The organism is Psittacicella hinzii, from assembly GCF_003585935.1.
GTDB lineage: Bacteria > Pseudomonadota > Gammaproteobacteria > Enterobacterales > Psittacicellaceae > Psittacicella > Psittacicella hinzii.
This window is the reverse complement of sequence record NZ_NRJG01000085.1, coordinates 1-16,085: the sequence shown is the minus strand read 5'-3', so window position 1 is coordinate 16,085 and position 16,085 is coordinate 1. Positions and strand designations below refer to the sequence as shown.

The 16,085-nt window shown below is 36.1% G+C and carries 11 protein-coding genes and 1 tRNA gene; all 12 read left to right on the top strand.

Annotated features, from left to right (window positions below; all coding sequences use genetic code 11):
• A partial coding sequence (locus CKF58_RS08415; protein WP_119531558.1) for a hypothetical protein occupies nucleotides 1-6,557 on the top strand: 6,557 nt, incomplete at its 5' end.
• A 542-nt stretch (nucleotides 6,558-7,099) separates the two neighbouring features.
• Complete coding sequence (locus tag CKF58_RS04910) at nucleotides 7,100-7,765, top strand: hypothetical protein (RefSeq protein WP_119531556.1); 666 nt, start codon at nucleotides 7,100-7,102, stop codon at nucleotides 7,763-7,765.
• Nucleotides 7,766-8,329: 564 nt separating this feature from the next.
• Nucleotides 8,330-8,995 carry a hypothetical protein gene (locus CKF58_RS04905; protein WP_147397217.1) on the top strand — a complete coding sequence of 222 codons (666 nt, stop codon included), beginning with the start codon at nucleotides 8,330-8,332 and terminating at the stop codon, nucleotides 8,993-8,995.
• 817 nt (nucleotides 8,996-9,812) lie between these two features.
• Nucleotides 9,813-10,439 (top strand): hypothetical protein, encoded by a 627-nt coding sequence (locus CKF58_RS04900; RefSeq protein ID WP_119531552.1) that lies wholly within the window; start codon nucleotides 9,813-9,815, stop codon nucleotides 10,437-10,439.
• 487 nt (nucleotides 10,440-10,926) lie between these two features.
• Nucleotides 10,927-11,002, top strand: a tRNA-Lys gene (locus CKF58_RS04895).
• Between the two features lie 185 nt (nucleotides 11,003-11,187).
• Nucleotides 11,188-11,514, top strand: coding sequence for a hypothetical protein (locus CKF58_RS04890; protein ID WP_119531550.1), 327 nt, complete (start codon nucleotides 11,188-11,190; stop codon nucleotides 11,512-11,514).
• A gap of 67 nt (nucleotides 11,515-11,581) precedes the next feature.
• Nucleotides 11,582-11,854: a hypothetical protein gene (locus CKF58_RS08410; RefSeq protein WP_119531548.1), complete on the top strand. Its 273-nt coding sequence runs from the start codon at nucleotides 11,582-11,584 to the stop codon at nucleotides 11,852-11,854.
• Between the two features lie 268 nt (nucleotides 11,855-12,122).
• Entirely contained in the window at nucleotides 12,123-12,521 is a 399-nt protein-coding gene (locus CKF58_RS04880) for a hypothetical protein (protein ID WP_119531546.1), read from the top strand.
• A 156-nt stretch (nucleotides 12,522-12,677) separates the two neighbouring features.
• A complete protein-coding gene (locus tag CKF58_RS04875; RefSeq protein WP_119531544.1) occupies nucleotides 12,678-12,947 on the top strand; it encodes a hypothetical protein in 270 nt (89 codons plus the stop codon).
• Nucleotides 12,948-12,950: 3 nt separating this feature from the next.
• Entirely contained in the window at nucleotides 12,951-13,727 is a 777-nt protein-coding gene (locus CKF58_RS04870; RefSeq protein ID WP_147397216.1) for a hypothetical protein, read from the top strand.
• Nucleotides 13,728-14,328: 601 nt separating this feature from the next.
• Complete coding sequence (locus tag CKF58_RS04865; RefSeq protein ID WP_119531540.1) at nucleotides 14,329-14,991, top strand: hypothetical protein; 663 nt, start codon at nucleotides 14,329-14,331, stop codon at nucleotides 14,989-14,991.
• Between the two features lie 702 nt (nucleotides 14,992-15,693).
• The coding region (locus CKF58_RS04860) for a hypothetical protein (protein WP_147397215.1) at nucleotides 15,694-16,085 on the top strand (392 nt) is incomplete at its 3' end.

The following is a 16,085-nucleotide window of genomic DNA, read 5'->3' as shown; positions in this document are numbered from 1 at the left end:
AAGATTATGATTTTGCTGATGATTCGGATGATCAAGATTATGATTTTGCCGATGATTCGGATGATCGAGATTATGATTTTGCCGATGATTCGGATGATCGAGATTATGATTTTGCAGATGATTCGGATGATCGAGATTATGATTTTGCAGATGATTCGGATGATCGAGATTATGATTTTGCCGATGACTACGATGACGACTTCAATGATGATTTCGATGACGACTTCGATGACGACTTCTATGACGACTTCGATGACTATGAGGAAAGAGAAAGCTTAGAAGACAATGATCCACAAAAAGAGATCAAGAGAATTCGTCAACGTGCAATGGAAGAGTTAGATAAGCAATTGCAAGAACAAGTATTCTTTGAACGTACGCTTGTAACTCCAGAGCTAGATCTTGCAACCTTTAAACAAACGGCGCAAGCTTTAGGTAAAGAAGATGAGTTCACAGCACAAGTTGCCCAATTTATTGCTGCTGAACAACAAGTAACTCCACTTGTTGATCGTGATTACAAGCAATATTTCGAAGGTGCTGCACTTCGTCGTTTAAAGAAAAAACCAAATCTGCGCTTATTAGTAGATATTTCTATTGATCTTCTAGCTCTGCATAAACAAGCTGGTACTGATCTTGATAATCTTTTCAAAGCATATGCATTGTATGTACCTAGTGAGAATGCAACTGCTCTTGAACAAACAACACTTTATCTTGAGCAAGCAATTGCTGTATATCTAAGCGCAAGTAGGGGTTCGTGTATAGATCTAATGTGCGATGTTGATGAGTTAGGAAATGAAGAGATAAGTAAAGTACTCTTCCCTGCAATTTGGCATTACGTACAAGTTTCTCTAGATATCACGTTAAATCCGCGTGCTACGTTAAAACCTTATTATGGTGTAGGTTTAGAACCTGATCATTATGAAAATCCTCGCTTTTTTGACTTTAAGCAAGCAAAAGCGACGCTCGAACATGATTTAGGAGTGCTAAAAAACCTGCTCGTTAACATAGGTTTATATTACGATGTATTTACCGAACTTTCGGTATATGAACATTTAGAGAAAATGGAAGAAGCATATAGTGAGCTCTTCTTAGATCATTTAAAATACATGCTAGTTCACTACTTACCAATTGAATTCTTAACACCAATTCAAGATTGGTTAGAAGAGGTAACTACGATTCGCTACTTCGTAGATCGACTAGCGCCTCAAGTGACAGCCGAAGAAGAACCTTACTACTTCCGTTATGATGAATCATTTGCTGAGTTCAAAGACGCCAAAGTAAATGAAGGCAAAATTACTGCTCTTTACTTACCAGAAGTCTTTGCTCGCGCTCCTGAAGCTCGTTTACGTTGGATTTATACTTTAGCGCAAAATCTGCAAGTAACGCCAAAAGATAAGCAAGCACTTTCGGTAGCTGAATATTACGAGCAACGCGAAGATTTAGCGCAAGATTATATGCAAATTCTGGCTGATGAACCAGATGACATCGAACTAGCGCGTGCTTTAGCAAGTGAACTACGTTCTTTCTGGGATTTTACGGATATCATGTTCCAAAATCTTAAACAAAAAGTAGATTACAAGCGATATCTTCTAGAACGTGATATAAATGGCAATAGAATTGAGAAGAAACAGGGTGTTGAGTTCTATACGCGAGTTAATTGTGACATAATTAGCAAAACGTATCAGGATCAAGATATGATTGATCGTCAAGATCCGTTGATCTTCCCCGGTCATATTATTAAGCTCTTACATTCACAAATGCTCCAGCATAGCTTAAATGCTGCTCTAACTACCGATGTGGGAACACTCAAACGTCCGTGGGGAGTAATGCGTAATCTGCTGAGCTTACAAGATTACTTGCTGCATATGCAATATAGTCATACTAAGCAAGAAGCTCGTGAAATCACTTACCAAGCACAAAACCTCATGCTCGACTTAATGCGTCATCTAGGTGGCAAAAAAGTAAAAGAGCAAATGAAAGCAAAAACTCCAGTGCATGGTAAAGAGTTACTCGAGCAACATCTTGAGAGTCAAGCTAAAATCGGTGAAAATAAAGAATTACTTGCGCATCTAGCAGGTACAGCTAATGGGCAAGAGCAAATCAAAGCCTTCAAAGAGCAACGTCTGGCATCAGATAAGCCAATTGAAACGAAGTATGGCGATAAATTAAACGCGATCATGCAACAGATCAAGCTCAAAGAACAGCAAAATATTGAGCCAGAGCTAGATCCAGCCCAAGCGCTAATGCGTGATAAAGGGATGACTAATGATCCGCTTATTACCTTAATCCATTTAGTTGATTTAAATCAAAACAGTCAAACACAATACGAAGGTAATAAAACGGTAGTAGAGCGTTATATTACGCAATACATCCCAGAGGGTTCAGAAAGAAGTGCGGCTGCAGAAAATCTAAATCAGCAAACAGCTGACTATCTGCAAATGCAACTCGAGATCATTACTCGTACTGGGAATCTACCAAAACGCATAGAGCAAGAGCGTGAAGAGCTACTTAAAACTCATCCTAACTTCGCTGCTCAGCCACAAGTAGTACAAGCTTACTTAATTGCCCAACGCATTATTGCCTCTTGCCAAGTTGAAAGTAAGTTTAAAGTGGCAATCCCTAGCGTAACTAATGGTGGGGGAGTAGAGTATCTCGAAGACCTCAAGTTACGTCTAGAGAAAGCGCGTTATGATATTCCGGTATCGTACGAAGACGAGTTTGCGCGTTATCGTGCTTTACGTAGTAATATTGCTACGAATGTAGAGCAAGTAATTACCGCTTTAGCTGGTAATAGCGAAGCAAGCAAACAAGTTACTGATGCTGTACATACTTTAGTAACTAAAGCTCTTGAAGAACAGTTAGAGAATCAAGAAGCCCATGAAGTTGTTGCTACCACGGTTGCTAAAGAGCGTGCTGCTGAGCTTGATGATGAAAAATCGGTTGCCGAATTAGCAGCAAGTTTAGCTGTAGAGTTAAACGAACTGCAAATGGATTTAGCACAGGACAAGAGTCAAGCATTACGTGCGATTAGCTTAATCGATAAAGATATTCCGTTATACGAGTTACATATCGATGGCGAAGACGCTCAAATGCCACTGAATGATCAAGCTCTGGCTCAACTAGAAAAACTGGCCGAAGAGTTAGCAAGTAAAGTGGAAGCAGCGGCGCATGAACATGCGAGTGAAGTAGAACATGTAAGTGCAGGAGCGCCAGAAGATTCTGCTCATAAAGTACAAGCAGCCCAAGCGCAAGTAGAAGCTGCAAGTACGGTAGACCGCGCTCGTGTTAGCGAGCTAGCAAGTGCGTCAGAAAGTACATTAACCCTTACTGGTGATGAAGCACAAGCAAGCACAGATCAGAGTCAAGAAACTGTTCTTGCTCCATTTGCGCATCTTTCTGATCTGCAACAGCTCCAAGATCTTCCTGTTGATCCTGCAGACTGGGACAAAGAAAAAGCTTCAAAACTCTTTGTTACTCTAGCTCGTATGGCAGCTCATGCGGATTATCTTGATACGCTTGACGAAGATGATCTTGATCTGTCATACATCGAAGACGCAGAGCAACGTGAGTACTTCCGTGCTAAACTGCTTGCTTATCGTGAGAAACGTCGCGCAGAGAACCCAGATGAGCACTTCTCATTTACACGTAATACGCCATTCCACCAAGTACGTCAAGCTTATCAGCAACGTCGTGCTGAGTTTGGTGAGCAAGAGTTTGACGCTTTAGTAGCGCAAGCTGAATATGAACAAGAACAACGCTTACATACGCTCGCGCAATTAGATCAGATCTTTGTCCAACAAGTAATTAAATACTTAGATGAATCAGATACTAAACTCAAACCGCCAATGAGTGGCTTTGAGGAGTTTAAAATTAAACCGTATCTTGATCAGATTCGTGAGTATTTCTTAGGCGCAAGTGAGGATGAGGAAGTACGTGGTACTATTGCCCAAGCTATGGACGAAGCAGATCCGCTTGAGAAATTTATTCGCAAGCGTAGTTCATTAATGCGTACGCGTGGTAAATTTGCGCTCAATAAACAAGAACTTCTTGAGGATATCGAGCAAACCCTTGAAAGTGAAAAAGAGCATATTTTTGCTTTAGCGGATAACTTTGTTGCACATATCCAAGCTGCTGTGGCTGCTAATCCAGATCTCAACCGTGAATTACTAGATGCTGAGTTAATTAATGATACTCAAGCCCTAACTGAATTAATGGTAGAGTTACTGTCATACGAAGCGTACAACAAATCTATTGCTTCACTTAATCCAAAAGATGTTTCAACCTATTTAGCCAAAGTTCAAGCTCGCGTAATCTATGAGCAAGAGAATGCCGAAGTTGAGGACGAAGAAGTACTAGAGACCATGTTTGCTATCGATGGTCCTGAATACTTAAGTGCATCTTTACAGGTGGAACAAGCGGTTAAAGCTAAAGTTGATGACCTAGTTAATAACGAGCAAGGCAGCGATCTTGCACAAAGAATAGCTAAATACGAAGCTGCTAAAGCCTTAGCTCGAGCCGCACGTATAGCTAAACAAGATCCAAGCCAAGCAGCTGAACTAGTTGCTGAGCAGCAAGAGGTTATTATTCCAGAACCTGATGCTGAACCAGCACCAAGCATTGCTCTTGAGAGTGCAAAACCTAACAAAGAAAGTACTTCGGTATATGCTTCGCAATTACTAACTATTGGTGATGATGACGAACTTGAGTTCTTTAGTGAGCTAATTTCAGGTTCACAATTAGCTAATATGTTCTTAAATCGTCAACAAAGTTATGCCGAGCGTTTAGAGTTTAGCTCTCCAGATCTAGCGTATGAAGCTGCTAAAATTGCGCAAAACTTAGGTCATGACTTAGATGATATCGTAACAGCACAACAGCATAGTCTGGGAGCTGATATTAATATCGAACTAATGGGTATTCTTGAAGATCAACCAACCATTCCTGGTAGTAAAGTCTTAGACCGTATAGAGTTGACCGATCGTACTCTTACGGGCTATCAGGTAAGACGCGTTACTAAACCATGTCTGAATCCTGATCTTTCATTACTCTTTGAAATCAGATTATCTGGTTTAGATGCTAATGCCGCAGCCGTGATTAATACTCAATTAGCTGATTATGATCCTCGTAATCAACACCTGTATGGTACTGTGTGTTATAGCGAATACGAACAAGCTCTACACATGATGCACCAAACGTTCAAAGGCAATGAGGATATTCCTGGTTATAACAACCGTGGTTTATTAGCTAAACTAGTGAATATGTACTCTCTGCACCATAGTCTAGCGCGTGACATTAATCCAGAGAAGATCCCACCTAAACGTCTAAATAGTGCTTATCACACTTTACGTCGTTTAGCTGGTGTGAATAACTGGTTACAAGGTACAAGTGCTGAGCACGAAGAGTTTGTAGATAAGGTTAATGCTCATACGCAGGAGATAGTAGCCCAATTAACTCCTACTCAAGGCAATAATCCTGCTTCTAAAGCGAATGCCCCTCAAGGCAAAAATAAAGCGAACAAGCAGACAAAAGCCGCAAATGCTGCACAAGCAAACGAGCAAGCTAGTGCCCAAGCTAATAGTCAAGATAACGATTCGCTTAACAATCTAGCTAATGAGCAAACAAATTCTCAATCGAACTCTCAAGTTAGCCCACAACAGGTTGACCTGAGTAAGATTGAGATTGATGCTCAAGTGAATTTTGAAGATATAGTTAACTTAGTGTCTCTTGCAAGTTACGATAATAAAAAACATAGTGAAGATTTCATTAGTTGGTTATTATCTGTAAGCTTAAACTTAGATTACAGTCTAGTTAAAGAAGTACTTTCTCATGGTGACTTTGATCACTACTATGAAAGATTCTTAATCAGTTATAACTATGCTGTTAAACGTTTTACGGATCTAAAAGCACAAGAACAAGAAATTAGCGCTCGTTTTAACAAGAATAAATTTAAACTACCTCAAGTTAAACAAAGCGTTGAAGAACTATATAAATACTCAAGCCTAAGAAGCTTAGAGGCTAATGGGGAAATGCCAATGGATGTGCGTATGGATACGCTATCTCCGCAAGTATTTGTGGAGTTACCAGCGCCATTTAGAACCAACGCCTTTGCTCTCTATGCTTTACGTAATAATGAAGCGTTTATAGATAAAAAAGGTGAACTCTTATCTAAATTGCCACGTGCATTCTTGAAATTCTTCAAAATGCTACCAAAAGATCACTTACCACTCTACCTAGATTTTGCGCAGTACATGATGCAAGGTTACTGGCAAAGTAAATCTTATAGCTTATTATCTAACTGGTCGATTTACCGTCACCACTTAGGTTACGATAAGTTTAGTATTTACACTTCGCAAGTAACTATGCCTGATCGTCCTTATGCACATATCTATCGTAGTCCATATTATTGGAATGGTATTGATTTTGCTAACCAGATTGTACCTTTAGAAGGTATGGCTTATTTAGGTGGAAGCTTCTATAAAGTAGTTGAAAACCTCTATAGCCAAAAAGCAATCGAGAGTTATAGCTTAGTGTATCGTCGCTACTATCCTAATAATTACAATTAGGAGTAAGGGCTTAGATGGTAATAGTTACCCTTACATGGATATAGTAATTATTGCCAATATGCTCTAGCTAGTATCTTTGCTTAAAAGATAGACTACAATTTAGTTAAATCCCCTTAACTTTGATGTTTTACATCGAGGTTAAGGGGATTTTTTTGTCGCTACACAAAGTGAACAGAAGTGTAGTACTTTTAGCAGTTTGGGCTTTTAGCTTGTTTAGCCGTTTAGTGCTTTTCGTGGTTGTAGTTCTTTTAATGTCGGTAGTGCTTTTAGCTCTTTTAGGGATTTTGATCCTGTAGTATTTTTGACATTTTCTGGGATTGTTTTTGTAAGGAAAGTGTAGCCGTAGTTATTGGATAGGGATCATATGGTACATCTTAGTTGGGGAAGAAGAAATTTTTGTCGGAGCAGAAGATACTGTATGAAAAATCGGCAAGCTATACAGCTAAGTGCTAAAATAGCAATCCTAAACAAGCTTACATCGTCATATCGAGGTAAGAGGATAGATATTTTAGATAAAGAATTAACTTTACGCACTTATAGTTATGACTAGTAAACGTCTTTTAATCCACTTAGTAATCTTTATGCTAGCGGGGATCGTGGGGGTATTTGGGATGCGATATTATCTGTATTCTAAAGCTGCGCTCACCGATGCCCAAGTAACCTATTTTCAACAGCATATAGATAATGCTTATCAACAGCAGATTATGCTGTATGCCTATACACGCGCAGCAACTAATACTTTAAGTCAAGAAAATTCAGGTTTAGGTACTCAAGATGCACGAGCGCAAGAAATTGCTACAGGTTTAGAGTTAACTTGGCAAGCAATTAATCTAGCTTATAGTGATAGTGCCATGGTACAACTAGAAGCTATACTGGCAATTGAACCTATTTGCGCTAAAGCAAGTACTGGAAATTTAGCAACTGAAAACTTAGTCAAACTAGAGGCTGTTTACGCTAAAGCTGCAGATGCTTGTACCGTAATTACCTATATTAATAAGAACTTTTATAATTCTTTAACTCCAAGTCAAATTAAAAATTTAAAAGCGCAACTAATTGTTGAAAACGTCTTACAACAAAGTCTTACCTTAGAGAATTTACCGATTATTAATGGCAAGTTCCCTCTACTGATGCAAGTTCCTTTCTGGCAAAAAGTAATTATTGAAAATCCTCTACTTCCTTTAGAAACGGCTGCGCAATTAGAGAGTTAAGAAGACCATGATCATGCAGTATTGTGTCTGCATGCAGTCTGAATGCTGTCTTTAAAATAGTTTTAGCTATCTTTAACTGTATAGAGATCAATTAATAAAGTCTTGTGGTCATTAGCTAGGTCTAGATACCGTTAATAAAGTGTAGATATCATTAGTAATGCCTATATATGAGGAGTATGTAAGAGCTAAAAAAGTTAAAAGGAAGTTTAATAATCTCATCGGTAGGTGAAATCTAATAATCTCATGGGCAAGCACAGCATTCCCTTACAAAAAGTAAGGACTAGATTGTAGATTTTGCATGCATGTGTATCGAGTTTGTAGAGTGTTTTTCAACAGCTTACCAAAATCAAATTATGCGCCCCACTGGAAATTTTTCATTATGTCGCTATAATTTACGTGGGTCAAGCAAGATAAATATATTTGCTGCCTAAAATATTTCCATTTAACTCTTTTTAGATAAGTTAAGAATAGAGTTCGACTTATCTCCTTACTATATATAGGTTAAGACTTAAGTACTGAGATCTTTTTAGGAAGAATTATCTTGGCTTAAGATACTTTAAATTTATGACTTTTTTACGGAACATAGGACGTCTGTGGTTGGTAGGATTACTTGGACTAGCGTTAGCTTTTGGGCTAACTGCTTGTAAAGATAAAGATCCTTATAAAATCACCGGAAATGAAGTAAGTTCAGAGCAATTTGATAAGTTTATTCTGATCTATACGAAATACCAAGAAGCTTGGGGATCAGTGTACACTCTCTACAATATGTTCGACTTAGGTAAAGGTAAACTTTTACCTGGAGATACAGTAAAACCTAATAGCGTAATTATGTTTTACATGATGTTAAATGCTCCAGATGTAGAAGCTAACTTAATAGTTGATCATCAGTTTAATCCTCCTGCGTTAAAGAACTTTAAGTTTGCGCATAAGGTTTGTTTAATTGCTAAACGCAATGGCGCTTTACAGCACAAAATTGCAGCAGTAAACGAAGCCGCATTAGAATTTTGTGACAACACTAACTATTACTATAGTTTGTTCATTAAACCATTTACTCCAGATCAAATTAAATCGGTAATTGCGGATATCTATCGCAATAAGTTTAGCCCAGAAGAATGGCAAGATATTGAGCGTGGTAAAATGGGCTTTAATTACCAACACGTAAAAGACGATGATCTGTGGATTCACGTTACGCAACCAAGTGATGATAATGTCATCTCTAGTGATGAATAGAACTGCCTATAATAGTTAGGACAAAAGTCCGAACAAATAATGATTTATTAAGACCATAGCAATAGCTAGGGTCTTAATTGATTAGTTTTGTTGTTAACTTTTTTACCTCATTCTAAAATAGACTGTATTGAGGTACACGTTCTAAATAGACAACCACAGTCTTAAGGTACAACTTTATAAATTAAGTAATCTTAATCTCTTGGCTAAATTAGTAGATCTCTTTACTAATATTAGTAGATCTGATCTCTTTACTAAATTAAGTGCTTAATTTAAGAAGGTGAGATATCACTTTAGTAAGATAAGCTTTTACTTTAAAAAATTAATAGGTAAAACTAATCGTCAAAGATCCAAACTGGATTTTCTATAAGCTCTTGAAAACTAAAAGCTTTTTGCTTTTTAAGTTTAGTTGTCTGAAAAAATTTATAAAATTTTTTCGTCAATCCGCCCACTTTAGAGCAAAATACTTGTCTAAAGGATACTTCAATTATTTAAGCTCGATCTTTATTTTATGTAAGTAAAGATTACCGAATTTGGGGAAAGCAAAAGCGGCAAAGGCTAATAACGGTAGTTAAAAGCGCCCAACTTTTACTTTATTAGTTGCTCGTATTCTACGCATGCTACTTTAGGGTTTACAAATTATCAAGTAAGTGATAATTCACACTAACTCTAAATGTTGACTTGCACTAAGCATAATAGGACTAAATATAGTTTTCCGAATGATGTAGAGAAATACGAGCGTAAAGTTAAGAGACCATTAAAACTCCCTCGCGCCAGAGTGAGGAAGGATTAACTTAACTTTCTTTCTACAATAGACTCAATGTTAAAAAATAATTTATTTGTAAAAGCAGCTGGGATTACCAGCAGTATTGCCCTAGCTCTAGCTTTAGTGAGCTGTGGTGGCACAAGTATTTCCGACGATGATGCTAAAAAGTTTAACAAAATCTATCAAGAACAAGCATTAGCTTGGAATTTTACGTACTTTGCAGCCGAAGCTTTAGGTTTTAGTTCGGTTAATGAAGCTGAACCAGTACAACAAGCGCAAACGATCATTGAACGTACTTTACCGGCATTCTATTACGGTATTAATAACTTTGGTAAAGTAGATGTTGATGATGGGAAGTTTAAAGCTCGAAACTTTAATCACTGGGAGTTCTTTGCCCAAACTTGTGAAATTGCTTTAGATAATCCATCGCAAATGGAAAAATTAGCAAGTACAGCTCAAGATATTGAACAGTTCTGTAAGAAAACCGTTTTCTACTATCAACTGTTTGATAAAGCTTTTACTCGTGATCAAATTTACACGGTAAATGCTCAAGCTTTAAGTAAACATTTAAGCGAACGTGAGTACGAGAAAGCACAACAAAATAAACTAAACTTTACTTGGACGCCGCTAACGGCTGCGGATCTAAACGGTAAAGCCATTGAAGCTTATGTAAAGCAATAGCTGACAATAAGCAGTTACAGGTTCAATCTTAGTATTTAGTACTTAGTGCTAAGATGGTGAAGAGTTCATATTCTAAATTAAGTACGATAATAAGCAAACGTATGTTATACGTAGATATACAAGTAATTTTTTATCCAAGAGCCTAAAAACTCTTGGATTTTTTTTACACTTGTTACCGCACACAAAAAGTACAAATTACTCTATTTATAGAGATCACGATATATTGTGGAGGAAAAAGCTTTATGCTCTTAGTTAGATTCAGAGCTATATCTTGAGTATTTCACTCAAAAACCCTGTAACTTCTTGATGCGTATTAGCAGTAAAAATGACTTCTTTAAATTAAGCTAAGAGCTTAAATTTAAGGCTAAATTACAGTTCTCTAAAGGTTGTCTGAACGGAAACAAAGAAAATACTTTTGCACAACTTTTTGCTAATCACGAATACTTAATTCTCTAAGTGCTATACTGCTAACAGTAAGAATCGATTTGGGGCTATAGCTCAATTGGTAGAGCAGGTGACTCTTAATCATAAGGTTCACGGTTCGAGACCGTGTAGCCCCACCATATATACAAAGGCTGACAAGTAAATTGTCAGCCTTAGTTAGTTCTGCAGTAAAAGATTACATGAAACAGTTAGAAAAATCTTTTGAAGAGTTAAAGAAAACTATGCAATAGCCTTTTTAAGACTATTGTGTGAGTACTACTCAAATGAGTAAAACGTTTTTTACTGAATTTATATAAGGACAGGTATGAGGGAGTATACTGCTTCTGAACTAAAGGCAATAGAAACTGTTGCTAATGAAATTAATAGACAGAACACCAAAGAATTTATCAAAGCTTCTGCATTATCTAGTAAAGGATTCGCATATATAGCATTCTATCTATTTTTAATAATTATAACTATTCCTTTAGTAATTTTGGCTTTATTAGCCTATTTTCTTGGAGAATTATATTTTGTTGCAATAACAATCTTTTGGTTAGGAGTGTTTATAAGTCTTGTAGTACCAGAAGTTATTAGTATATATAATAGTATGCCTATCTCCTGTAGGTGCTGTATATGTATATTTCGCTGGTAAAAAATATTTACCTAAATTAAAAGGTGCGGATTTATATAATATTTATACAAGTTACCCTTTAATTATTATGGGATCATTCCTGCCTATATTAGGGTTATGTCTTTATGAATATTGGAGGAAAGGCGATTGGTTTTTTCCATCAATCCAAACTATCATTACTCTTATCGCTATGGTTGTAGCTGTAGGAGTAGCCAAAAGTATCTATAGAATTTGCGTAAGTATTTTTAAATATAGAAATATCAGTTTAGGTGTACTAAGAGAGTATTATAGAAGATCAGGTGGCTATCCAAATGAGCAAGAATATATAGAACGAAACAAAGATCAAAAAATATTTTGCTGAATGTTTAGATAAGCAAGAAGCGTCTTCTATTTTTACCGCTGAAGATTTAGCTATTTTTATTGATTGGTATGCGCGTAGACAAGTAATCTTAGATATTAAGTTATCCGAGTTACCTATAGATTGGGAAGATTTTAATAAATGTGTTAAGGGTAATTATGCTTTAGCTTTTAATAACTTATACCTTAATACGTTAGATATTGATATTCCAATCCACGCAACAAATTTAGAGTCAGCATTCTACCAAAGTAAAATTCATGAAATTAAAGGTTTGGAAAATCTCATTGGAGAAAATGCAGATTTAACCAATTTATTTTTACTTGCTGAAATAGGTACGCCTGTAACTTTAGATTTAAGTCATGCTGTAAATGTGCGTAGCTTTAAAAATGCATTCTTAGGTAGTAAGATTGATGCTGTAAGTATTAAACTTTCGCCAGAGCGTATAGAAAAATTAGCAGTTCGTCCTATTGAACGAGGTGATAAAGTTAGCATTCTAGGGATGTTTGCATATTCGAGAATTAATAGAGTTGAAAAGTTTGCAAATCTTTCAGCTTATAATGTGGGATATGAATCGACTAATGAAAAAGACTATGCACCATTCCAAAATGCTTACATAGGAGAAATTGATAACTTAACCGATAATCCACATGCGAGAGTAACTATTGATTGATCCTAAATAAATAGCAACTGGTAAGCAAGAAGTAGAACCATTTAAAATTAGCACTCCATAGATGGTAATCGTCTTAACCTAATTATAGATTTTAAAAATCTATGAATGGTTGGCTCTAAAGTCAAACTACGCAGGTAGATAGATATAGGATTGTAAATGTTAAACAAATTATCCCGTAAACAGCAAATTTTTGGTGCTTCAGAATTAGTTGCTTTGTTACTTGTGCTGATTTATAGCTTATTTTTTAGTTATGCTAAAGAAGCTAAAGCCCAAGCGATGGAAGTAGCATTACAAGTTCAGAGTAATTTTGCAAGTAAGAATGAACAGTATGCACTACAGTACGATTTTCTTGCTGGCATAGCAACTCAAGAACAAATTAAAGAGTATAAAGATGTTTTTGCGCAGTTGCAGAAACCTTACCAATAGATTATGAAAGAAGTCGTGAAGAAAGAAGAGGCTATGACTTTTTTCAGTGATTACCTAGAAACTGCTTCTTTATTTTCGCAAAGCATTTACGATCAACTCTATGATCCTGAGGTATCTGTATTTCCGTATTTAGAATCTTTAAGAAAAGATCTCCAAAAAATTAGACTGAAAGCCTCTTTTCAGTTAACGGATGCAGAGACTGCACTTAAATATAAAATTTTATCTACTTTTACTACTCTAAGAACTGAACCTATTGGTAGTACGAAAGCTGCTGAACATGCAGCCAAACTCAAAGCAGATGCCATTAATTTATTGAAAGATAATAAGTTATTAGTTACTAGTGATGATAAAAGCATCTGTAGTGGTTTAAAGACTTTTGCCGTACAAGTACAAAAGTTTTTAGGTAGAGAGGCGTTTTCTTATCACTGTCCAGCTGATGAGTTAAAACAAGTACTGGTAAAAATTGTTGATAATATTTTTAGTGATCAAAATAGTAAACCTTTAGCAGTAATGCAGTCTTTATATAACTTATATTTCTACACTATGCAAAATATTGCTTTTATACAAATGCAAAGTGCAGTAGGTGGACAGCTCTTAGTTATAGATAATTTAGTAGAAGAGCTAGATAGTTCTAGATCTGATACAACTATCGCAAGCCTTGGACAAGAATTAGCATCTTATAGGAGTGTTTCAACCTGTCCTACTTCTGGTTGCTCTGCAGAGGTCTTTGAGAAGTTATATAAAGAAAGATTTAGATTACTAAAATATATGATTGATTAATGAAATTACTTTGTAAGATCCATGTAGGATGTTAACTAGTGTTTTATCAACCTAGTTTATAAAGATTCTCCTAGTACATCTTAGTTGGTGTACGAGGATTTTTATGTGAACTTGGGGCTACTTTAGTATAAAGCAAGTTTAGTTAGAGAATCTTACAGGGATGAGAAGTAAAGTTGGGTAAGAAATTTTGCCATTTGGGTGGTAAAGAAAGTTAAATTTAACAAAATAACTTACTTACAGCCGAAAAATTAGCATTGAACTATCAAAATCCAGCGTAAAAGTAGGTGCTCTAAGCTCGCATTATATAATAAAGACGGTCATAAATCTCTTATTGCGCTGTAGTATTACAACGTTACTTGTGTGTTAGGCGGTTGCTTGGCTGAAGTTTAAAAATTCAGTAGTTGAGTAATCGAGAAGTAAGTAAATCTATAAGCAGAGTAATCTCACAACTGAGTAATTCAGAAACGGAGTAAGCCATAAACTTATGTGCTAAAGTTCATTAAGCAGCAGGCAAAACAGAGAGATATAGGATCAAGCAGGATTTTTTTAGATTAGATTTTCTTAGATTAGCTTTTTAGGTACAGAATATAGGATTATAGGTATGTGGTCATTAACAACTAGTAAACGCAAAATAAGTGCTTTAATACTCGCTTTAGTAATCGGAGTCTCTTTAGTGGCTTGCTCACCCAAAGTAACTGAAGCCGAGGCGGCTCAGTTTGTGCAAAATTATCAAACTACGGCTCCAAATTATAGTGGCGTATTTTTACTAATGGCTGCTTCACAAATTAATCCCGACATTAAACCTCGTCCAATTTTTACACGAGAAAGTGCCGAGGATAATGGTATTGTCGTGCTATATGCTTCGTTACTTGGTATTAGTAGTAATGATCCAGAATTAGGTACTACTTATGAGTTTAAAGATGGCCAGTTTTTACTACCAAGTTATGACAAGTTCCTTTTTCAGAATCGTTTATGTACAGCTAAATCTGCTAAAGACTTAATTAATAAAGCCGGAGTTGATGCTGGAGTTTCTTTTGGAGATTACTGTAAGATGGTAATCTTCCTTGAACAAAAAATGTTTGCTGGAGTAAGTGCTGATAAAGTAAAAAGCTTAATGTTAGACTTTTTATATGATACTCAAGTAATAGATCAGCAACTTTATGAACAAGGAACAAATAGTAAACTAGGTTTTAAGTATCAACAATATACAGGTTTTGCGCAAATCCCACCTGGTCTAGTTGAGTATTTTGAACTTACAAAATAAAGTAAGTGCAATAAGTGCAGCTGCTGAGCAAGGACGGTAGTTAAATCAGTTTAGTAATACCATGAGTTAGTTAATTGTATACAAGAGAGCTGTAAGTTAAGCAAGGTTTTATGTGTTTGGGCTTAAGTTTTAAGTCCTCAAATTATTTTTTCTCTAGTAATGGGATGACAAAAAATAGTAATTAAGGTAAAGCCCCCAAGTATGAGATTCTCATGCTTGGGGGCTTTTGCCGTGCTTTAATTTTTGCAACTTTCATTTAATTTTAGAGATAGATAAATTTTTTCTGCTTGGTGGTAGATAAATCAAAATTCAGTTGTATATTTAACAAGCTATTCTGCAAAAAGAACGAATAATTATGATTTTATCTGTCGCAAGGGGCTTTATTACCCAAAATACAAGCGCTGGTAACTGGTTGTCTGAAAAAATAATGTGGGGAGTATGTAAAAAATAAACAGGAGTTGGAACCGGCGAAAAAATTCGGGCATGAAAAAAGCCATGTTGTGTTTTGTATGCTGTAAAATACAAGTATAAGTCAATAAAAAAAGTCAATAAGGAAACAATGTGGCTACAAAAATTATAACACAGTGACTATCAACAATCGTTAATTACTGCTGTGGGCAAATAAAGCTAAAAGAAGCATTTTATAGAGTATTAAATATTCATGAATTCAATAGTACCTACCGTGCTATAGAAGCACGATTAATGCGTTACCGTGAGAGATGGAGAGAGCTTAGTAAAATGATAGACCTCCCATCTACAGGTAAATCTCGTAAAGCACGCTGTAAAGCCTTTTTTGAGAATAGAGATTTATCTACTAATTACAGTGACAGAGGAAGAAAGAATAAACTAGATCTACTGTATAGAGATCACCCTGAGGTTGCTAAATCTGTAGTTAAATTAATCAATAAGTTAATTAAAGAAAAGCAACCGAGTGAAAGAATAGCAAGGGAGATTCTGCCCTTATACCAAGAACATAATATTAGTAACAAGTATATTCCTTGCTCAAGAACCATCGATAACTGGTCTGCAAATGGATTAATCGAATCCAGAATCACTAATGAACCATTTCGTAAGAACAAAGGTAAAATAAAGTA